Source organism: Lysinibacillus sp. FSL R7-0073 (assembly GCF_038009065.1).
GTDB classification, from domain to species: domain Bacteria; phylum Bacillota; class Bacilli; order Bacillales_A; family Planococcaceae; genus Lysinibacillus; species Lysinibacillus fusiformis.
Genome location: NZ_JBBPAS010000001.1, coordinates 402,205 through 423,746 on the forward strand (window position 1 = coordinate 402,205; position 21,542 = coordinate 423,746).

Annotated in this window: 18 protein-coding genes; 9 read left to right on the top strand and 9 right to left on the bottom strand. The window is 37.3% G+C overall.

Going from position 1 to position 21,542, the window contains the following annotated elements; genetic code table 11:
• Window positions 1-18: 18 nt before the first annotated feature.
• Window positions 19-2,043, bottom strand: a complete 2,025-nt coding sequence (locus tag MKY88_RS01945; protein ID WP_328205176.1) for an EAL domain-containing protein — start codon at window positions 2,041-2,043, stop codon at window positions 19-21.
• Window positions 2,044-2,229: 186 nt separating this feature from the next.
• Here MKY88_RS01945 and MKY88_RS01950 point away from each other — a divergent pair, with 186 nt between their 5' ends.
• From MKY88_RS01950 to MKY88_RS01965, 4 genes are all read left to right on the top strand, one after another.
• Window positions 2,230-3,123: a DMT family transporter gene (locus MKY88_RS01950; RefSeq protein ID WP_328205173.1), complete on the top strand. Its 894-nt coding sequence runs from the start codon at window positions 2,230-2,232 to the stop codon at window positions 3,121-3,123.
• Between the two features lie 66 nt (window positions 3,124-3,189).
• Window positions 3,190-4,911, top strand: coding sequence for an ABC transporter ATP-binding protein (locus MKY88_RS01955; RefSeq protein WP_258269783.1), 1,722 nt, complete (start codon window positions 3,190-3,192; stop codon window positions 4,909-4,911).
• Window positions 4,911-6,743 (top strand): ABC transporter ATP-binding protein, encoded by a 1,833-nt coding sequence (locus tag MKY88_RS01960; protein ID WP_328205170.1) that lies wholly within the window; start codon window positions 4,911-4,913, stop codon window positions 6,741-6,743. Before MKY88_RS01955 ends, MKY88_RS01960 begins: the two co-directional genes overlap by 1 nt.
• Window positions 6,744-7,110: 367 nt before the next feature.
• Window positions 7,111-7,977 carry a GNAT family N-acetyltransferase gene (locus MKY88_RS01965; protein ID WP_036122751.1) on the top strand — a complete coding sequence of 289 codons (867 nt, stop codon included), beginning with the start codon at window positions 7,111-7,113 and terminating at the stop codon, window positions 7,975-7,977.
• 257 nt (window positions 7,978-8,234) lie between these two features.
• Here the strand turns inward: MKY88_RS01965 and helD are convergent, their stop codons facing one another.
• The gene (gene helD, locus MKY88_RS01970; protein WP_328205167.1) at window positions 8,235-10,463 is read right to left on the bottom strand and encodes an RNA polymerase recycling motor HelD; all 2,229 of its coding nucleotides are present in this window, start codon (window positions 10,461-10,463) and stop codon (window positions 8,235-8,237) included.
• A gap of 152 nt (window positions 10,464-10,615) precedes the next feature.
• Here helD and MKY88_RS01975 point away from each other — a divergent pair, with 152 nt between their 5' ends.
• A complete protein-coding gene (locus MKY88_RS01975; RefSeq protein WP_340812888.1) occupies window positions 10,616-11,332 on the top strand; it encodes a glycerophosphodiester phosphodiesterase in 717 nt (238 codons plus the stop codon).
• 85 nt (window positions 11,333-11,417) lie between these two features.
• Here MKY88_RS01975 and MKY88_RS01980 read toward each other — a convergent pair whose 3' ends face one another.
• A complete protein-coding gene (locus MKY88_RS01980; protein WP_069483229.1) occupies window positions 11,418-12,440 on the bottom strand; it encodes a DUF2804 domain-containing protein in 1,023 nt (340 codons plus the stop codon).
• 182 nt (window positions 12,441-12,622) lie between these two features.
• On the opposite strand from MKY88_RS01980, the gene MKY88_RS01985 reads away from it, so the two are divergent.
• Together MKY88_RS01985 and MKY88_RS01990 are read left to right on the top strand one after the other, a co-directional pair.
• Window positions 12,623-13,117 (top strand): amidase domain-containing protein, encoded by a 495-nt coding sequence (locus MKY88_RS01985; RefSeq protein WP_193830817.1) that lies wholly within the window; start codon window positions 12,623-12,625, stop codon window positions 13,115-13,117.
• A gap of 95 nt (window positions 13,118-13,212) precedes the next feature.
• Entirely contained in the window at window positions 13,213-13,785 is a 573-nt protein-coding gene (locus MKY88_RS01990) for a nitroreductase family protein (RefSeq protein WP_069479892.1), read from the top strand.
• Window positions 13,786-13,852: 67 nt separating this feature from the next.
• Here the strand turns inward: MKY88_RS01990 and MKY88_RS01995 are convergent, their stop codons facing one another.
• The 4 genes from MKY88_RS01995 to MKY88_RS02010 form a co-directional block, all read right to left on the bottom strand.
• Window positions 13,853-15,235: a dipeptidase gene (locus MKY88_RS01995; protein ID WP_340812889.1), complete on the bottom strand. Its 1,383-nt coding sequence runs from the start codon at window positions 15,233-15,235 to the stop codon at window positions 13,853-13,855.
• A gap of 282 nt (window positions 15,236-15,517) precedes the next feature.
• The gene (epsC, locus tag MKY88_RS02000; protein ID WP_025115502.1) at window positions 15,518-16,444 is read right to left on the bottom strand and encodes a serine O-acetyltransferase EpsC; all 927 of its coding nucleotides are present in this window, start codon (window positions 16,442-16,444) and stop codon (window positions 15,518-15,520) included.
• 292 nt (window positions 16,445-16,736) lie between these two features.
• Window positions 16,737-17,480, bottom strand: a complete 744-nt coding sequence (locus tag MKY88_RS02005; protein WP_025115501.1) for an SDR family NAD(P)-dependent oxidoreductase — start codon at window positions 17,478-17,480, stop codon at window positions 16,737-16,739.
• 21 nt (window positions 17,481-17,501) lie between these two features.
• Complete coding sequence (locus MKY88_RS02010) at window positions 17,502-18,257, bottom strand: SDR family NAD(P)-dependent oxidoreductase (protein ID WP_340812890.1); 756 nt, start codon at window positions 18,255-18,257, stop codon at window positions 17,502-17,504.
• Between the two features lie 193 nt (window positions 18,258-18,450).
• Here MKY88_RS02010 and MKY88_RS02015 point away from each other — a divergent pair, with 193 nt between their 5' ends.
• Window positions 18,451-19,584: a LuxR C-terminal-related transcriptional regulator gene (locus tag MKY88_RS02015; RefSeq protein WP_340812891.1), complete on the top strand. Its 1,134-nt coding sequence runs from the start codon at window positions 18,451-18,453 to the stop codon at window positions 19,582-19,584.
• A gap of 318 nt (window positions 19,585-19,902) precedes the next feature.
• On the top strand, window positions 19,903-20,451 hold the full coding sequence (locus MKY88_RS02020; protein WP_008176154.1) for an RNA polymerase sigma factor: 549 nt from the start codon (window positions 19,903-19,905) through the stop codon (window positions 20,449-20,451).
• A 113-nt stretch (window positions 20,452-20,564) separates the two neighbouring features.
• Here the strand turns inward: MKY88_RS02020 and MKY88_RS02025 are convergent, their stop codons facing one another.
• On the bottom strand, window positions 20,565-21,011 hold the full coding sequence (locus MKY88_RS02025) for a MarR family winged helix-turn-helix transcriptional regulator (RefSeq protein ID WP_008176151.1): 447 nt from the start codon (window positions 21,009-21,011) through the stop codon (window positions 20,565-20,567).
• Between the two features lie 23 nt (window positions 21,012-21,034).
• On the bottom strand, window positions 21,035-21,439 hold the full coding sequence (gene spx, locus MKY88_RS02030) for a transcriptional regulator Spx (RefSeq protein WP_008176149.1): 405 nt from the start codon (window positions 21,437-21,439) through the stop codon (window positions 21,035-21,037).
• Window positions 21,440-21,542 lie beyond the last annotated feature (103 nt).

Sequence of the window (21,542 nt, forward strand, 5' to 3'; positions counted from 1 at the left end):
AGCCTCCTTTATATCGTATTATTTTTTTACAAGCAATGCTTCGATTTCATCCGATGTTACAGGCTTACTAATATAGTAGCCTTGAATAGCATCGCAACCATAAGTAATTAACAAATCAGCCTGTTCTGCCGTTTCGACACCTTCAGCTACAACTTTAAGTTCCATAGATTTACCTAACTGTACCATACCGTTCATAAGCTTTTGGCTCTTTTCGGATTTTAACAGAGAATTCGTAAACGTTTTATCGATTTTCACTGTATCGATTGGCAAAATTTGCATATATCTAAATGAGCCATAGCCCGTACCGAAATCATCTAATATAAAGGAAATGCCTTCGTTTTCTAATTTGCGCATTTGCTGAGCAATAGATGTTGCAGCTTCTGCCTCTAACGCAAATTTTTCAGTGATTTCAATTTGTAGAAGGTTTGCTGGACAGCCTGTTTTAGCAATCATTTCTAGAATGGACTTAGCCATGTTTTTATCTCGGAACTCTCGTACAGAAGAGTTGATAGATACTTTTAAATCATGGCCAGCTTTTTTCCAAATTAACGCCTGTTCACAAGCTCTCTCTAGCATAAAGGAACCGATATTATTAATTAGTCCTGTTTCTTCCGCGATTGGAATTAATTCATCAGGTGAAACCACACCAATCACTTCATCTTCCCAACGTACAAGTGCCTCAACAGCTGTAATTTTTCCAGAATAAACATCGATTTGAGGCTGATATAAGACCTTTAAATTCTTTTGATCAAGTGCTTGTAGTAATCGCTTTTCAATTAATGCTTTACGATTTAAAGCTTTATGTGTCGCTGTTGATAGTGACACAATTTTATCTCCGCCAGCTTCACGCACAGTTGAAATAGTAGCAATAGAAGCTTTCATAAGCTGAGAAAATGTTGTTTGATCTTCAGGATATCTAGTGATACCACCACTAATAGAGATTGGTACAGCAATATTGCCACTATAAATAGGGTGCTGTTGTAAGTATGATAAAAAGCCTTGAATAAACCATTCACTTAAAGGTGTGATAACTACAAAATCATTTTCATTGATACGCGCCATCGTGCTATCTTGGAAATACATCTTAATGCGATTTGTAAATTCAATAATTAGGCTTTGATCGATTTGTTGATCGTGTAGTTCTTTTAAAGTATAAAATTTATCTATACTTAAATAAACAAATGAAAAGTGTCTGTCATCCTCAATCATATTGCTTATGACCTTTTCAAGTCGGTGGGCATTCATCAGCCCAGTTTCCGTGTCGATATAAGCTATTTTCTCAAGTTGGTGTTGGATAGTTTTTGATTTAGTAATATCCTTTTCAATTAAGAAAAATTGTTGTTCACCTGTTTCCAGATTAAAGGTTGGGATAGCCGTTAGTAATACCCAATAGGATTGTCCCGTTTTGGTGATTTTTTCAACTTCACCTTGCCATGTGTGCCCGTTGTTTAAATTACGCCAGATAATATTTGTCACTTTTTCACTACTGTCATTATCTGGGAACAACTGCCAAAATGTTTTGCCGATAACACGCTTTGGCGTCCATTGGCTTGTTTTTAGAAATTCATTATTACATTCTAAGATGAAACCATCGTGGTCAAGTGTTACAGTCATAAATGTAGCATCTAATCCTTGTTTAAGGTCTACAAATGTACTGCAGTGAGAGACGGCATTAGTCATTAATTCTGGCAGCATAAAAATCATGAGAATCAAACGTTCTCCTTGCTCTGTATAAGGTTTTGCAAGCAGTGCTGTCGACATTTCTGTTTTTAAAGAGGTGTGAATTTGAATTTTTTCTATATACGTACTTTCCTCGCTTCGTAGGATAGCTTGAAAAGTTTCTACTGGAAGCTGACGTAGTAGATTTTCGTGTATAGATGGAGTAGTATTTCCTGTAATATCATTAGTTGATAAACCAATCAGATGTTCAGCACTCTTTCCCCAGATAGTGGCTTGTCCATCTTGATTTAAGATAATTGCAGGAAAAGGAAGTGAATTTAAATAATGTTCATCAATCGTAAATGATTTATGCATATGACTCATGAGTTTTCGATCTCCTTGGGTAATCAATATATACTAATATTATAGATAATTATATGGAATTAGTCATTATGAATATATTTGTAAATATTTGATAATGAAAAGAATTAGGACTTTTCTAACGATGTTCAAGAAAAGATTTGAAGAAAAGTAACATTTTTTAGTATGTATATAGGAAGCAGGATTGGTATGCAACGTTTAAAAGGAATAATATTTATCGTCTCGGGTGCTATATTATGGGGAGCGACTGGCCCCTTGATGGAGTGGTTACTGAACCATACATCATTGACTGTTTCCTTTATGTTAACAATCCGTTTATCGGTTGCAGGTATGATACTACTTACATATTTATTGTTAACGGGAAAAAATATTTTTGGTATTTGGCAGCACAAACTATGGGGTAGACAGCTCATTGTCTTTGGTATTGTAGGTATGCTAGGTGTTCAATTTGCATTTGTAGCAGCGATTCATGAAAGTAATGCAGTGCTAGCGACCTTACTACAGTTTCTAGCGCCAATATTTGTTGTGGCATATGTCTCTCTTAGTTTAAAGAAATGGCCACCAAAATATCAAGTAATAGGAATTATTGGTACCCTTATGGGGTTATTTCTACTACTAACGAACGCTTCATTTGATAGTTTGCTTATTAGTCCAAAAGCATTGCTATGGGGTGTAGCAGTAGGTTTAACCTTTGCCTTTTACACATTATATCCTGCGAGTTTAATGAGAGAGTGGAATGTGTTGTTAGTAGTTGGCTGGGGGATGCTAATAGGTGGGCTCACATTAGGTATAGTGAGTCGAGTATGGCTGTCCAACCAATGGGTCGTTTTCAATGATTTTAAGACACTACTTTTAATGATTGCTTTAATATTTTTTGGAACAGTCGCTTTCATATTGTTTTTAAGTAGTATGAAATATATAACAGCTGTAGAGACGAGTATCCTCTCCAGCATTGAACCATTAACGGCTATGATTATTTCAGTTATTGTCTTTGGTACTTCTTTAGGATTCTGGCAATTAGTAGGGGTATTCGTTATGCTTGTGTGTGTAACATGGCTTTCAATCGCGGGTGAGAAAGCATAAATATACTATTGTGGTAGTAATTTTTAACTAGCTATAAATTTCATCTTAGGACAAGGGGGAAAGAATGTGAAAGAAATTTTTTCCTATGTAAGACCTTATAAATGGACAGCTATTTTTGCTTTATGTTTAATGTTGTTAGAGTTGTTTGTAGAGCTTGTACAGCCGCTTATTATGGCCAAAATCATTGATGACGGGGTAAGAGCTCAAAATCACGAAATGATTATGCAATGGGGTGCTGTTTTACTCGTACTTTCATTTGTTGCCTTTATGGCGGGAATCATTAATTCTTATTTTTCATCCCATACTGCTCAAAGCTTTTCTTATGATCTACGAAATGCCATGTTTGATAAAATCCAATCCTTTACACTAGCTACCTATCAAAAATTTTCTACGGCATCACTCATTACGAGATTAACTAATGATGTCACACAGGTACAAACGGTGCTGTTTATGAGTTTACGTATTATGCTTCGGGCTCCTCTTGCCGTGATAGGTAGTATAGTAATGGCTTTTATTGTGAATGCAAAATTAGCCTTATTTTTAGTCATAGGTGCACCTATCATTTTAATTTTTCTTATTTTTATGGTCGCAAAGGGCGTATCTTATTTTGGACGGGTGCAGAAAAGAGTAGACCGTTTAAATAGGGTTTTGCAGGAGAATTTACAGGCCATACGTTTAGTGAAAGCATACTTACGGGGGACATATGAGGCTTCACGCTTTGATGAAGTTGCATCTCGTTTGAAATTCGATACTGTCAAGGCTTTACGCATAATGGAATACATTATGCCAGCTCTTTTATTCATTATGAATATGAGTCTGCTCGCCGTCCTATGGTTTGGTACAAAACAAGTTGCGGCAGGGACAACACCACTTGGAGATATTGTAGCGATTGTTAACTATGCGATGCGTATGACAGGCTCGTTTTCAATGTTCGCATTTATTATTATTTTTTATGCGCGTGCAAAGGCCTCAGCTGAGCGTATGGCTGAAGTTCTTTCTATGGAAAATGAGGTTGAGGATGTTTCGTTTTCAGAGGAAATCAGCCATGGTAAACACTATGGTGAATTAACGTTTGAACATGTTAGTTTTACGTATCCAGGCGGAGAGGTGCCAGTCCTATCAGACATCAATTTCCAAGTTAAATCGGGTGAAAAATTAGCGATTATGGGGGCAACCGGTGCTGGTAAATCCACTTTGTTACAGCTTATTCCGCGTTTTTATGAAGTAACAGAAGGAAGAATATTAGTAGAAGGACAGGATGTTCAACAGTGGGACTTACAAGAATTACGTGAAGTCATTGGGTATGTCCCTCAGCAGTCCTTGTTATTTACAGGCAGTATTGCCGATAATGTGCGTTGGGGAGATACGCATGCTGAAATGGACGCTGTATTACAGGCTACAATGCAGGCTCAAATCCATGCATCTGTTGAGGATTTTCCAAATGGTTATGATACAAAGGTTGGGCAAAAAGGTGTCAACTTATCAGGAGGGCAAAAACAAAGGCTATCCATTGCGAGAGCACTCTTGAGAAAGGGACATATATTAATGCTCGATGATAGTACAAGTGCATTGGATGTTAAAACAGAACAGGCACTTTGGGAGGCACTAAGCGAAGAACATGCTACGATGCTTGTGGTCACGCAAAAAATTCGTACAGCTAAAGGTGCAGACCGTATTTTACTTATTGATGCTGGAAAAGTAGTTGCCTATGGAACCCATGAAGAGCTTTTACACTCTTCGACACTTTATAAAAGAATTGCAGTCTCTCAACAGGAGGTGGAGGAATAATGGGATTTTTCCAAAAACCTTTTGGCTATGAGCCGATTTTGACTAAAGATGATCTTCAGCAGGCTGTAAAGAAAAAGAAAGGGCCACGAGCAAGTGATTGGAAAAGTACATTGCTACGGTTATGGAAAATTGTCGATGAGCAACGAGCACTTCTTATCGTAGTCCTTTTACTAGTGATGACTAGTTCGATTTTGGCTTTAATAGGCCCATATGTAATTGGCCAAATGATTGATCACTATGTTATGCATGGAAAGCTAGTTGGCTTAGGTAAGGGGATTGTCTTATTGATCGGCATTTATTTGTTGCTAGCCGTCTCCCTGTTCCTACAAAATTATTGGATGATTGGTATTGCTCAGCAAACAATTTATAGGCTAAGAACAAATGTATTTGATCATTTTCAACGACTGCCGATTGCCTTCTTTGATCGTCGTCAGCATGGCGAATTAATGAGCCGTATGACGAATGATATAGAAGCTGTCAGCTCAACGCTGAATAGTTCCTTTATTCAGGTGTTTTCAAGTGTATTAACGCTTGGAGGAACCATTATTATTATGCTGAGCTTAAGTCCATTGCTAACCATTTTAACTATGACCATTATTCCCATTATGTTTTGGGCGATGCGTTGGATTACACGTCGAACTGCTCCTTTATTTAAGGAGCAACAAGCAGCTATTGGGGCCCTGAACGGCATGATAGAAGAAACCATATCTGGACAGCGCATTGTGAAAGCTTTTTCCCAAGAGGAACGAATGAAGGCTGAGTTTCAGGAAAAAAGCTTGCGGTTAAGAAGAACAGGATTTTGGGCACAGACATATTCTGGTTATATTCCAAAGGTCATGAACTTTTTAAATAATATGAGCTTTACTATTGTCGCGGGTATAGGGGGCATACTTGCTTTATATGGGCATGTGTCAATAGGGGTTATCGTTATATTTACAGAATATGCTCGGCAATTTACACGGCCATTAAATGATTTAGCAAACCAATTTAATACAGTGCTATCAGCTATTGCTGGTGCAGAGAGAGTATTTGCGTTACTAGACGAACAACCGGAAGTAGAATCTACCTCAGCGAAAAATCATCAACTATTGGGACATGTAGCTTTTAAGCAAGTGTATTTTAAATATGAACAAGACCAGGAATCTTACACATTAAAAAATGTTGATTTTAAAGTAGAGTCTGGGCAGACGGTAGCGCTTGTAGGAGCTACAGGAGCAGGGAAAACGACAATTCTTCAACTTATTGCAAGATTCTATGAAGTGACAAAGGGCGAAGTGTTATTTGATGGCATTAATGTTCAGGACATTGATCGTCCATCCTTGCGTTCCCAGATGGCTTTTGTATTGCAGGATCCATTTTTATTTGAGGCAACTGTTCGTGAAAATATCCGATATGGTCAATTAGATGCAAGTGATGCTGATATTGAGGAAGCAGCTAAGCGTGCTAATGCACATGATTTTATCATGAAGCTTAAGGATGGATACAATACAATTCTTGCTGCAGATGGACGAGAAATTTCACAAGGCCAAAAACAATTACTATCAATAGCACGTGCACTTATTGCGGATCCGAAAATTTTATTGTTAGATGAAGCGACAAGTAGTATCGACACAGTAACAGAAATGGCGATTCAAGAGGCACTTGATACATTAATGAAAGGCCGCACAAGCTTTGTTATTGCACACCGATTAAATACAGTGCATAATGCCGACATGGTATTAGTTATGCATAAAGGTGAGCTAGTGGAAGCTGGTCCTCAGCAAAAACTAATTGAATCGGGAGGTCTATATTCTCAAATGCTCCATTCATCCTCCCATCATTTAGAAGAATAGCAATTGACAACTATCAAAAGAGTAATTTCATTTGAAATTGCTCTTTTTTAGTCATATTAATAAATGTAATTAATTTGAATAAATAGTATAATTAATATAAATGAGTAGGGAATAGTATATAGTTTGAAAGTAACTAGATGAAAAGAGTTAATAGTGACAGTTTTATGAGTTTGTTTGGTTATTATATATCTAGAATTCATAGTAAATTTTAGTTGTTTTCGTGAACTTTTATAGTAAAAATCCTTTTATTATTGGATTATTTGAAGTAAAATTCTGATTAATAGAGGGTGATAATATATTTAGTTGCCAGCTTATTTTCATTCTTGCTACAATAGGGCAATAGTCTGATACAGGAACGGAGTAAACAATGAATATTTCAGTGATGACAGTGTCTTTCCCATTGGATGGAGAAACATTGAAGGAAGTAAAATTATTATGTGAAGAAGCGACAATTCATGATTATCGAGTATACGAAACTATTTTGAATGTGCCAATGGCTAGCTCTTTTGAATCGAAGGGCTTTATGGTATTAGCATATGAGGATGATCAAGATTTGTTAGTTGGTGTTGCAAGTGCCATTGATTTGATGGGACTCCATACGTATGAGTGGTCACTAGTGGTGACACCTGCATATCGCCAAAAGGGGATTGGGACCGCATTAGTTGAAGGTATACAAGTTGGGCTAAAAGAGCGAGGGGCAGAGGGTCAGTTAGCTGTTGTTATTGACGGTTCCCCACATGGACACACATTTATTGAAAATAAAGATTATGTTTACAGCTTCTCAGAAGCAACCTTAGAAACAAAGGCGGAACCTGTAGCATTACGAAGTGATATTACTATTCTTCCCTATAATGGCGAACAGGCTGAGCTAATTGCTATTTATAGTGAAGCATTTGGTGATTTACCAGAAGAATCAACAGAGCTCATCGCCTTTAATACGTCCACTAATGGAAGAAAGCTATGGATTGCTTATCGAGATGGAGGAGTTGTTGGCACGGTGACGACAGCTCAGGAAAATGAAATTCAGTGGGTGACAGCCCTTGCAGTCCACCCAAATTGTGAAGGACAAGGTATTGGGACGGCTTTATTGTCCTTTTCAAAGGATTATGCGAGTAAAACGGGTGCCACTTTCGTCATGTTAGATGTTGAAATAGACAATAAAAAAGCAATATCTGTCTATGAAAAGGCTGGTTTTATGAAGGCGCAACAAATTGATTATTATGTAAAACAATAGCAAAAAGGGCGAGGAGTGATATTGACTCATCGTCCTTTTTAGCATAATTGCGTACTATCTTCATATAGTACTAATAAGCCTTATGAAAGGAGTCATAATTATGCGCATGCCAGCACTGCCTAAAAAGAAGTCTCCTCCGAAGGAAGCACCTAGTTCGTGGTGGAAAGTGGTTAAGGCCTATCTATCGAAAGGAAAGTTCTATCGATTACCACCGAGAAATTGATGAGGAATAAAAAAAGTCGCCTTATAGCGACTTTTTAATTTTCTAATAAAAATACACTTTTAGAGGGACCTATTAAGTAAAGTTCATGCATTGCCCGTGTGAGTGCTACATAGAGTAGCTTTCGATCAATGGGCGTGTCGTGAAAGGGCGTATCAAACGCAGCTACTATAACGGCATCAAATTCAAGACCTTTTGCTAGATGGCTTGGAACAACGAGCAACATTTCCTGATTAATAGAATCATTTTCAGTTAGTAGCTGTGCAGGTAGTTGATGAGCTTTTAAATCTTTTTGCATCATCATTGCTTCAGCAGTTGTTTTGCATATTAAAGCAATGGATCGATGTCCATGCTGACGAATCATTTCAAAAATTTCTTTAATTTGTAAGGCGTCGAATTGATCCGCTTGAATAAAGCTTGGCTCGTTGCCATGACGAACAACTGGCTCCACTAACGGAAGTTGTTCATCCATTTGCGCTAAAATTTCATTAGCGACTTTCATAATTTCAATGGTTGTACGATAGCTTTTTTGCAAAGTTCGAAAGCTTGCTCGTGGGAATAAACTTTGGACAGGCTCCCAAGCAGTTAATGAACGATAGCTATGAATTCCTTGAGCTAAGTCACCAACCATTGTAAACATATCAGTATCCAAACCTGTTTTTAAAGCGGCAAGCTGAAATAGACTATAGTCTTGAACCTCATCGATAAAGACAACGCGCATTTTCCATTCATCAGGGATGCCTTTTAAGCGCGCCTGTAAATAATAAAGTGCAGCTAAATCTTCAAGTGCCCATTGTTCCTTGCGATGTGATTGTAAAAATTGCTGTTGTTCGAGATAATGCCATTCAGGAGCCAGTTCTGCTAACAGTTTTGCATTGGTGAGAAGTGAACGATAAAGAGTTTTAATATTGTGTTTGGTAAAGCGGCGCATATAAGCAGCTGCTGTTGATTTGGCTTCTTTTTCAATGGCAGGAATTCGCTCATCGCGTTCATCGATAAATTTTGTTACGACACGTCGCCGTTTTTCATCATCTCGAATACCATTTAATGCCTTTCCAAGTGCTTCATCATATTTTTTATGGAGTGTAGCTAAAACAGACTGCTTCTTCTGACGAACATGGCTAGCTAACACCTTTTTAATATGTGCCAGTCGTTTTTCGATTGGCATATAAGAAAATTCATATAAAAATAGCTTCTTAAGGTGAGAAGCCCGCATGATACAGTATCTTTCAATATAAACATCTTCAAATTGCTCTGCAATATCTTGCTCCAGTTTTTGAATATAGCGTTCGATAACATCACGATAATAAAGAGAGCCTTTCATTTCAGCAATCCAAGCAGATGGCTGAGAATTTCCTCCGGCCACAAGCGATTCTAATTGCTCATTTGGATTTTGAAGCTTTAATTTTAATTTAGTGGCGGATAGTACGTAATCGGTAAAAGTAGTTTGGCATATTTTATCGACGCCTAGTTCTGGTAAGACATCACCAATATAATCAATAAATAACTTATTCGGTGCTAAAATCATGAGCTGCTCAGGATTAAAATGTTCACCCATTGTGTAGAGGAAATAGGATATTCGGTGTAGGGCGATGGTGGTTTTTCCACTGCCTGCTGCTCCTTGGACAATTATTGGTTGACGAAGATGTGCGCGAATAATTTCATTCTGCTCTTTTTGGATTGTCGAGACAATTTCGGTTAGACGAACATCAGCTTTACCAGCCAATGCTTCTTGTAACAGTTCATCGTTCGTAGTTAAGTCAATATCCCGTATGTCGAGCAAATCGCCATTTTCGATTTTATATTGTCGCTTAGCAAATAGATGCCCTTTATGAATTTCTCCGCGGACATCGTACTCCATATCACCAAGACGGCCATCATAATAGACATTCGCTACTGGTGAGCGCCAATCGACAATAATTGGCTCATGTGTTTCACGATGAAATAACGAGGTTTTTCCAATGTAAAGAAGTTCTTCAGGGTCACCTGTCTTTTGAAAATGGATTCTGGCAAAATAAGGCTTCTTTTGAACGGCTTCTAGCCCTTCCTTTTGATTACGGGCCATTTCAAAGAATCGGGCATTGGTTAAGATGTTTAAATAACTCAAACTCGAATCTAAGTAATCAAGATCTGCCATCGACTTCCGAATATTTTCTTGAGCGGATTTTAAATCTCTTTGTGACTCATTTAAAATTTGCTGCATATAACTTTGGGTATACGCTAATCGCTCTACTTCAGTCTGAAAATCTGGATGTTTTACAGTCATTTTTTAGCACCTCCTAGGTACTTACAATTTCAAAGTAGATTATCATACTACTATATATAATATTTACCATCAAGTGAAAGCTTAAAAGCTGAATATGTTACTATTACGTAGAGGTTTTGAATGAATGTTACTAAAAGAGGAGGTTCATTATTTTGGATATTTTTGCACACAGAGGTGTTTCTGCAAGCTACCCGGAAAATACAATTGCTGCATTCCAAGCAGCATCTAAGCTTCCTATCACTGGAATTGAGCTAGATGTTCATTTAACAGCAGATAAAGAGGTAGTTGTTATTCATGATGAAACCATTAACCGTACCTCCAATGGTTCAGGCTATGTAAAGGATTTTACATTACAGCAATTACGTACATTTGATTTTGGCTCATGGTACTCATTGGATTATAGTGGAGAAGTGATTCCGACATTAGGGGAAGTTTTAGAACTATTTGCAGGTACAAACCATCGCATTAACATTGAGCTAAAAACAGATGTGTTTGCCTATGAAGGGATCGAGGCATTAGTTCTAAAGGAAGTAGCAGCCCAACAAATGACAGAGAGAGTTATTATCTCTTCTTTTAATCATGAATCTTTGCAAACAGTCGCACAAATCGCACCTTATATTGAAAGTGCTGCATTGTTTGCCGAAGTTTTAGTAGACTTTCCGACTTACGTTGCGCTTATTCCTGCTAAAGGTTTGCATGTTAGTTTGCCTACAGCGTATCGCAAATCAGTAAAACTAGCGCTCGCTGAAGGGGCAACTGTACGTGTTTATACAGTCAACGAGGAGCGGGATGCTCGATATTTACAGCAGCTTGGAATACAAGCAATATTTACTGATGACCCAGAGAAAATATTAAAAGCCCTTATTTAGAGCAATGTGAGGGGGTGGCGCTCGAATTCCGTGGAATGATTAATAAAGTAATGCCCACGGAACGCGGCGTCTTTTATAAGATTCGTTACCACTTTGCCTGATGCTCCTCAATGCATCCAAGCATTTGTCGAATAACTAATGTTTCACCATTGTCGAGCAAAATGGAACCGTCATAATAACCAAATAATTGATGTACTTCTGATTTTACTAGTTTTGCATTTGTATAGGCTACACGTTCAAAAAACGGAGAGAAGGTTAGTGACACTTGATGAGAGAATTTTGATTTTACTTTCCAACGTTGCATATAATCTTCGGAATCATAATCAAATAATAAATCCTCATGTATTTTTGTCATTTTGCCATCAACGAAAACAGCATTTTCGGTCATACCTGTGCCATCTGTCCATTTTCCTCCTAAATTAAGTCCAATTCTTCTTCCACGGACCCGTTGAGACGCCATTCCCCAATTCCATACTGCTTCACGCGGCCATACACCTCGACCGTAATCTAAGACAGCAAAATTTTCTTCTGCCGAGAAATTATAACGACGAGTACCAATTGTGACCACACCTGAAGTAGGGAGTGTATGATGCTTACCTGTAAATTGAAATGTTTTACGATTCCAAGGGATGACAACATTTAAGGTTTCGTCTGTAGCGGGATGCTGAATGATGAGCTTTGCACGTAAAATATCACCATCAAAATTGGGTATAGAAACGGATAGATGTGTTTCATTTTGTACATATAGTATATCAACCATCATTTCACTATTTTTAAACGATACGGACTCTAAAACCTGTGTAGGCATTTTCAGTTTGCCACCGAAGGGAATGGTAATCGTTTTTTCGAAATAGCGCTGCGTTTCATATTCCAGGAAATAGACGAAGCAGACTGCTGCATAATCTAGATGACTAATCGTAGCGGAAAATAAGATTTCATCACCGTAGACACACCAATAGTTCCATTTCTTTTTGCGCATGAGATGGCCGCTTAAATTGCTGTTGATAAGTGGTTTACGTGCAAATCCGATGGCTGCTGGATTTAAATTTCCCTTTTTATCGCATAAAAGAGTAGGCTGTAAAATTTCTTTCTCAGCATGCTGCTTCACATTTAACATCCCTTCTGGTCATAAAATAAAATCATACATTTCTTTTAATCTTATTGTAGCAAAAATGATCTTAAAAATGGAAAGGAACATACTGATTATACCTATTTTCGACAATAATATGAGTAAGGACCTAACTAATAGAAATACTTGAAGAGACATATGATGGCATGAGGAGGGGATGTATGGCAAAGATGTATAATAGGCAAGCTGCTGTACAGTATGCCAATTTATGGTGGAATAGACGCAATCCAGCTTTTCCTAACTTTGATGTAGACTGTACAAACTATATATCTCAATGTTTATTAGCTGGAGGGGCACCAATGCGAGGGGCACCAAGTAGAGATAAGGGCTGGTGGATTCAACAAGGAAATTGGAGCTTTAGCTGGTCTGTTGCACATTCTTTAAGATGGTATTTAGAGGGCTCAACGACAGGGTTGAAGGGTACACGTGTGCAAACCGCCGAAGAGTTAGAGCTGGGTGACGTTATTTTTTATGATTTTCAAGGAAATGGGAGAATCGATCACTCTGTTATTGTTACAAGTATTCAAAACGGCATTCCTTATGTAAATGCTCATACATCGGATAGTATTAATCGATCGTATTTCTATGAGGACTCCACTGCTTATACGCCGAGCATGACTTACTTTTTCTATCATATAGAGGATAGCTTTGCTTAAGATGAGGTAGTTTTAATGCATATCATTTTATGATAATGTGAAGGTAGAAGAGATAAACTTAAAAGGTTGTCTTGTGGTAGAAGGAGAATGGATATATGAGCGAACAATTTTTATCGGTTAGAGATGCAATTATTCAACGTCGTTCCATTAAAAAATTTAATGGTCAGCCTGTAGATCGTGATGATTTATTGGCCATTATCGACGATGCAGTTTGGGCACCCAACCACGGTAACCGTGAGCCTTGGCGTTTAGTAGTAGCCTGTGGTAAGGAATTAGAAAATCTACATCATTTATTACGCGACCTGACGATTCCAAAATGGCAAGAGCTTTTAAGTGAAGACTTGGCAAAGCAGATGTTGAAATTTACATTACCTGGCGGCTATGCCTTTGTTATCGTACCGGAGGATGCACGTCAAAAAGAACGTTTAGAGGATTATGGAGCAGCGAGTATCTTTATTCAGAATATGCAACTGTTAGCATGGGATAGAGGGATAGGCTCTTGCTGGAAAACACCGGGATTTTTAGATAATCCAAAGTTCCGCGAAGCCTTAAAGGTACAGCCTGGTGAACGTGTTATTGCGATGCTACAAGTCGGTTATTTTGATGAAGTGCCAAAAGGAAAAGAACGAAAAAAATCAGCTGAAATTGTGACAGTTTTTGGTGAGTAATTGCATAAAGAAGCAATGAAAATCCCCTCACTGAAGTAGGTGAGGGGGTTTGTTATGGAATAGGAAATTATTTTTGTAATTCCGAAACTTCATATAAGTAATCACTTAAAACGCGTAGACCTTTATCAAAGTTTTCTAAATGGAAATGCTCATTTGGTGCATGGAAGTTTTCACTAGATAAACCGAAGCCCATTAATACTACAGGGATTTCTAAAATTTCATCAAATGCAGCGACGATAGGGATAGATCCGCCACCACGTGTGTAGGCAGTAGGTACATTATAAACCTTTTCATAAGAACGTCCAGCTGCCTGAATGAATGGATGTTCAAATGGTGTTAAGAATGCAGGGCCTTTATCGAACTCCGAAATGTTAATTTCCACTCCAGCAGGCTTATGCTTTTCAACGTGGGCTTTTAATAGGGCTACGATTTCGTCCGGCTCTTGATTTGGAACGAGACGACATGTGATTTTAGCGCCTGCTTCAGCAGGTAATACCGTTTTGATGCCTTCTCCAGAGAAACCACCAAAGACCCCATTAACCTCTAATGTTGGACGAGCCCAAGTACGTTCTAGGTAGGTAAACCCTTGCTCACCAAATAGTTCTTTTACACCGACCTCTTGTTTAACTGACTCCTCATCAAAATCAAGCGCACGATAAGCTTCACGTTCTTCCTCTGTTAAAGGTAATACATTGTCATAGAAACCTTCCACTTGAATTGTGCCATGCTCGTCACGGAAGGATGCTAATATTTCAGCTAATGCGTGGATGGCATTTTGCACGCCTCCACCATAGAGACCCGAGTGTAAATCTCCTTTAGCTCCTCGCACATCAATTTGAATACCTGCCAATCCACGTAAGCCATAGCATACTGCAGGTTTACCAGGACCATAAAGTCCAGTATCAGAAATTAAAATTAAATCCGAAGCTAATTTTTCCTTATATTCTTCAACAAAGGAAGGTAGGTGTGGACTACCAATTTCTTCTTCACCTTCATAAATAAATTTAACGTTCACGGGTAAAGTTCCTGTTGTTGCAAATAAGGCTTCAATCATTTTTAAGTGCATAAATACTTGCCCTTTATCATCACTAGCACCACGAGCGAATAATTTATTGTCGCGAATGGTAGGAATGAACGGTTCGCTCTCCCATAAATTTAACGGATCAACAGGTTGTACATCGTAGTGACCATAAAACAATATTGTTGGTTTGCCTTCTGCATGTAACCAATCAGCATAGACAACTGGGTGACCTGCAGTTTGTGTAATTGAGATATTCTCAAGATTTAATTTTTTAAATGCATTGGCAAGCCATTGTGCAGCATGCTGGATATCTTCCTTATGCTCAGATAAAGAACTAATACTTGGAATTCGTAAAAATTCTTTTAATTCGTTTAAATGAGCCTCACGATGTTCCGCAAAATAAGCATCGATTTGCTGTAAATTTGTCATCTAGCATCCCTCTTTCTAATATATTTCGATAATAGAAATAGTATAGCATATCAAAACTAGAAAGTATTAACATGGGTTCATAAATAAATAAGCTCTAATAGGGGAAACGTCAACCATTTTTATAACAAGGCCAATGGTTGTATTTGAATGTCTTTAGTTATGTAACAGACGAATATATGTAGGGAAAATGAAAGACACTGTATAAAAAATCCTTTACAGTATCTTTCGGTAGGTGTCTATAAGTGAAGGTCAATTTTGCTATTTTATTAAAGAGTGTGAGTATTAAACATTTTTCGATTTACTACTACTGATGTTAGGTGTTGGTGGTGAGTTGTAAACACGAGAATATGGTGGGATTGAATTCATTAGCCAAATGTTACTGCCCAGCACTGAATCGTGACCAATTGTCGTTTCGCCACCTAAAATGGTTGCACCTGCATAAATAACAACATTATCTTCAATATTAGGGTGACGTTTAATCCCTTTAATTGGATTACCATTTTCATCAAGAGGGAAGCTTAATGCCCCTAACGTTACACTTTGATATATTTTAACATTATTGCCGATTATACAGGTCTCACCGATTACGACACCTGTACCGTGATCGATAAAGAAGGATTCACCAATTGTCGCTCCTGGGTGAATATCGATTCCTGTTAAACTATGTGCATACTCAGACATAATACGTGGGACAATTGGTACCCCGACTTCATATAATTCATGTGCAATACGGTGAATGTATACCGCAACAATTGATGGATAACTTAGTAAAATTTCTTCTGTAGAAAGGGCTGCAGGATCTCCGTTGTACGCTGCCTGAATATCTGTTTGCAAGGTTTTACGAATTTTTGGGAATTGTGAAATTAAATCCATCACAATACGATCTGCATCCGCTTGACAAGTACAGTTTTCAAGATTGCTGTTGTACTCCAAATTGTAAATTAAAACTTTTTCGATAATATCACGTAAATCCAATGCCGTTTCACGCAGTTTATTACTACTTACAATATTGACGCGTGTAGTATCGATCGGCGGAGCAGTATGGATACCTGGGAACAGTACTTCATGAAAATTATCTAAGATTTTATAAATTTGATTGCGCCCAACAAAGCCAATTGAATTTTCAATATCAACATACTGTCGGTTAATATCACTTAATGAACTTGTAATTTCTGGGACCTTTTCATTTAGCCAATCATTTAAACTCATTGTAAAACACCCCTCAATTTCATAATAACTGATGTAATAAAAGTACAAAGCATTGCATCCAATAGCAACTCTTTTAGCTTTAAAATATATTAATATTTATATTATCGAAAAAATACCTGCATGTGGAGTTGCAATTAAATAATCTTATATTGTTTTACCATAAAATACGACTGCTTTTAAAGCTTACTGCTTCAGGCTATGATCTAGACCGATCTGTGCGTGGAGAATTTTTAGCAAATAAAAAGAGTCTGACTTCGGAGCGATACCGAATTCAGACCCGTAAATTTTTATATTAGTGAGCAGTATAGCCACCATCAACAAGGAGTGTTGTACCATTAACAAAGCTTGCATCATCGCTTGCTAAGAATAAAACTGCTTTAGCAATTTCTTCTGGTTTACCAAGTCGGCCTTGTGGATGAAGGGAAGCTAAATATTCTTTCTTTTGAGCGTCTACTTCAGCCAACAAAGGTGTGTCGATATAGCCAGGACATACAGCATTTACGCGAATGCCTTGTTTTGCATAAGCTGTGCAAAGGTTTTGTGTTAATAGTTTTACACCACCTTTTGCAGATGAATAGGCTGTTGGATTTGGTAAGGCAACAAAACTATGGATAGAGCCAGCATTAACAATGACGCCACCTGTTCCTTGCGCAAGAAATTGTTCGATGGCATATTTATCAGAAAGAAATACACCAGATAAATTAATATCGATTGTTCTTTTCCATTTTTCAAAAGATAACTCGTGAGCGGGTGCATCGTCAGCTACACCTGCATTGGCATACATAATATCAAGTTTTCCGTATTTATTAATAGTTTCTTTTATCATGTTTTTAATATCTTCTTCGCTTGTTACATCTGTTTTTACGAAGAGCGTATCATAACCATCGTTATTTAATTGCTCAGAGATGTTTTGTCCGCGCTCTGAAAAATCGGCAATGACTACTTGTGCACCTTCTTGGGCGAAGAGGCGAACTGTTGCTTCACCGATACCACTAGCGCCACCTGTGACGATTGCTACTTTATCTTTTAATTTCATTTCTAATGACCACCTTAATATTTATTTTGCTGTTGCTCCACCATCAATAACAAATTCTGCACCTGTTGAGAAGGAAGATTCATCAGAAGCTAAGAAAAGTACGGTTTGAGCCACTTCTTTTACAGAACCTAAACGTCCTAATGGGAATAAGTTTTTTCCTAATTCATCTTTAGAGCTTCCAGTTGTTGCAGATGCATAATCGGCCATTCCTGTATCGATATAGCCGGGGTGAATAGAGTTTACGCGTACGCCATATGGGGCATATTCCATTGCTGCATCTTTTGTCATAATGCGCACGGCGCCTTTACTAGCGCCATATAATACATGTCCAGCAGCACCTGTTAAGCCTGCAATGGAAGAAGCATTAATGACAGAGCCTTTACTTTGTTTAGCCATCAGCGGCATGATATGTTTCATACCAAGGAAAACACCAGTTACATTGATGGACATTAAGCGATTCCAGTCTGAAAGTTCAATTTCGGCAAGTGGTTTAATTATATAAATACCTGCATTGTTGAAAAGAATATCGACTTTATTAAATGTATGAATCGTTTCATCTGCAACTTTTCTCCAATCGTCTTCATTGCTAACATCATGACGGACAAATAATGCTTCGCCTCCAATTGCTTGGATGTGGCTAACTGTTTCATTTCCAGATTGTTCATTTATATCAGTAATGACTATTTTTGCTCCTTCTTTCGCAAATAATAGTGCAGTTTCTTTCCCGATGCCTGTACCTCCGCCTGTAATAATGGCTACTTTATTTGCTAATCTCATTTCAAGCACGCACCTTCCATTATTTCTGGTTATATGGTTACCTTAGGATTCAAAAGTATTCGCTTTATTTTAGCGATACCTTCATCTTACTCCTTTCAATTTGAAATACTATCCTATAAGATGCTGTATAATATAGTGAGTGAGTATCCTCCATTTATAGGGGTATTTTTAGTATGAAGGAGAGGAATTTCCTATGACGCACTCATTTCAATCCATTGAAGAAATGACACTTCAAGAATTTGTGTTATTCATCAAAATTCATAGTAAACAAATTGAAGAGAATACGAATATTTACCTTAATCTAGAACCATCTATTGCTGAAGCCGATCGAGAAAGAGTGGCTATGCTACTGGATTCGTTTCTACGTTTAATGACGCATACGAATATCGAAGAGCTTAATGATGATTTTAGAAGTTTTTTTAAGACATGGCTTCAATCACAGTTATCCATTATCGATACGAGAAGCTTTCATCTATTCCAATTGATTTTAGAGAAATCGTTGATCACTTTTATGGTTCAGCAGAAAATTAGTCGAATGAATGCCATACTAATGTATGTATTATCGATTTTTACATTTTTAGTACAGCTTTACTGTGATGCCGAAGTAGATCATAAAAATAGTCGTAGAACTACCCCTGAAAATGTGGAGTTTAGGCGGCTGCAATTGTTGGATAAACTTGATAAATTGCTCATTAGTTCCTCTGGTTATCAGGATTTAGCCTATATTTTAAAGAAATGTGAAGAGTATTTTAGTTATAAAAGATGTGTATTTTATGCCTATGTGCCATGGTCCAATCAATTTTACGGGGTTATTGGTGCAGAGCTTCCAAAGGTTCAAAGCATGAAAGGGGAGTTGAGTGGTGAAAATACAGTTCTGGGCTCAAGAAAACCTATCTATTTAAAAAACCCTAAAAATTATGTGAAAGAAGAACATATACAATTATTTAATTTATCGTCGATTATATTTATCCCGATTATTCAACAGGATCAATTATTTGGCTGGCTGACATTTGATCAGCTAGGTGAAGAATTTGATTGTACAAAGGACGAATTATTGTTACTTGAAGAAGTAGGGAAGCGGTTGGGATTATTTTTATCACGTAAGGGTGAAAAGGTTGAAAAGAATACAGAACTTCACTTAACAGAAAGGGAGTCCATGATTTTGGGTCTGCTTGCAGAGGGATATGACAATAAAAAAATTGGGGGATTACTATTTCTAAGTGAGCATACAGTAAGAGATTATGTAAGTAGTTTAATGACAAAGCTCAAAGCTAAAAATCGAACACAGGTCGTTGCTTCCGCTTTTCGTTTAGGGCTATTAAGTTAGCCAATGGAAACAATTGTGTAATACATTATATGAAATACATCTGCTTACTTTACAAGTCATTGATAAAGTGGCAGATTTTTAATTTTCTGATAAAAATTATTATTTAAAATATAGTAATCAAAATAAGGGTTTAATGTTATAGAGCCGTATTTTACAGGCTGAGTAATATAGTAGTAAAACATTTTTTACGAATATTACAAGCAAAAGCGTTTAAGCTTACACGATTGTAATGAAATTGAAAGCCAATACGATAGAGTGTAATACATTATTTTGCGAGAATGTGTATAGAAGCAAGAACAAGAAGCGGAGGCATACACAATGAATGAAAAATTAGAAGGCGTATACGAGGAATACAATCGTTATATATATCACTTATGTTTAAAACTAACTCGCAATAATGTAGAGGCTGAAGATTTAATGCAAGAAGTTTGGGTAAAGGTTGTGCGCTATGAAGACAGCGTAGCTGAAGTAGAGCATATTAAGGCTTGGCTTACAACTATTACAATGAATACTTTCAGAGATCGCTATCGTAAAAAGGTTCGTCGCAGTAAATATATGATGAACCAACCTGAAACATTAGACGTACCGATATTAGATTTGGTTCCCAATAATGAAATTTCGACAGAAGAAAAGGTTGAAAAGGATATTGTCACAAAACTAGTACAAGATAAAATGGAGCAATTAGATGGCATTTATAGAAAGACTTTATGGTATTTCTACATAGACCAATATTCACTTGCAGAAATTTCTACAATTATGAAAGTTTCCATTGGTACTGTGAAATCTCGTTTATTCCGTGCAAAGGCTCGATTAAAAGAAATGCTTATGTCTGATACGGCCATTGTGGAATCTGTGCTACCAGCGTAATGAAAGCTGATTGGTCGCACATCATACGTACTTAGACGGAAGTATTCAGTCGACTAATCTAAAAAAAGATGCATTCGCATATAATTGCGATGCATCTTTTTGTTTTTAAGACATTATTCTGGCCGATTGGATTCAACATCCAATAGACATTTTGAAAAAATAGTGCGCAATGTTTGCAGTTCTTCAGCAGTGAGCATTCCAAACATATTGTTGATAATTTCACTAACTTGTTGGCGAGACTCTTTTAAGATGCTCTCTCCCTCAGAAGTAATAACGAGCTGTGACGCTCGACGATCTGTAGCGTGCTGTGTTTTTTCAATAAAGCCAGCATTGATAAGCTTCGTTGTTAAAACGGTGACGCCACCTGTCGTTACCTTTAACCGCTCAGCAATAGCAGAAGGGCGTTTCGGGCCCTCCTGCGATAAGTAGTCTAAAATTAAAATATGGGATTTTGAAAAGCCGAGCGCATTATGATTATTCCACTCGTTCGCCCACTTACGCTCAATAGATGAAACAACTTCAAACAACGAGGTAATGGCTTTTTGTTTTTCTTGATCCATAGAAGGTCAACTCCAAAACTGTTTTAACTTTCTTGTGCCAATCTTGTCATCGCATTTAATTCGTAAGCACGTACTTTGCGCGGGATAAAACGGCGGATGTCCATCTCATTGTAACCAACTTGAATACGTTTTTCATCTATTAAAATAGGGCTACGTAACATTCTTGGATGTGCTTGAATAATAGCAAATAGCTCCTGAATAGAAAGTTGGTCGATATCGATATTTAAGTTTTTAAAATCATTCGAATTTGTTGCAATAATTTCATCTGTTCCATCTTCAGTCATGCTTAAAATTTCTTTAAACTCTGCAAGTGTAAGTGGATGAGAAGTGATACGTTTTTCTTTATATTCAATATTGTGATCTTTTAACCATTTAAGTGCTTTTCTGGATGAAGAACAGCTCGCTTGTGAGTAAATTGTAACTGTCATTCTTCATTCCTCGCTTTCTTTTTTAGATTATATTTTATAAATATCTTATTAGTAAGGTAAATTGTTTATATATATATCTTACTAGTAAGCTATATATAAATCA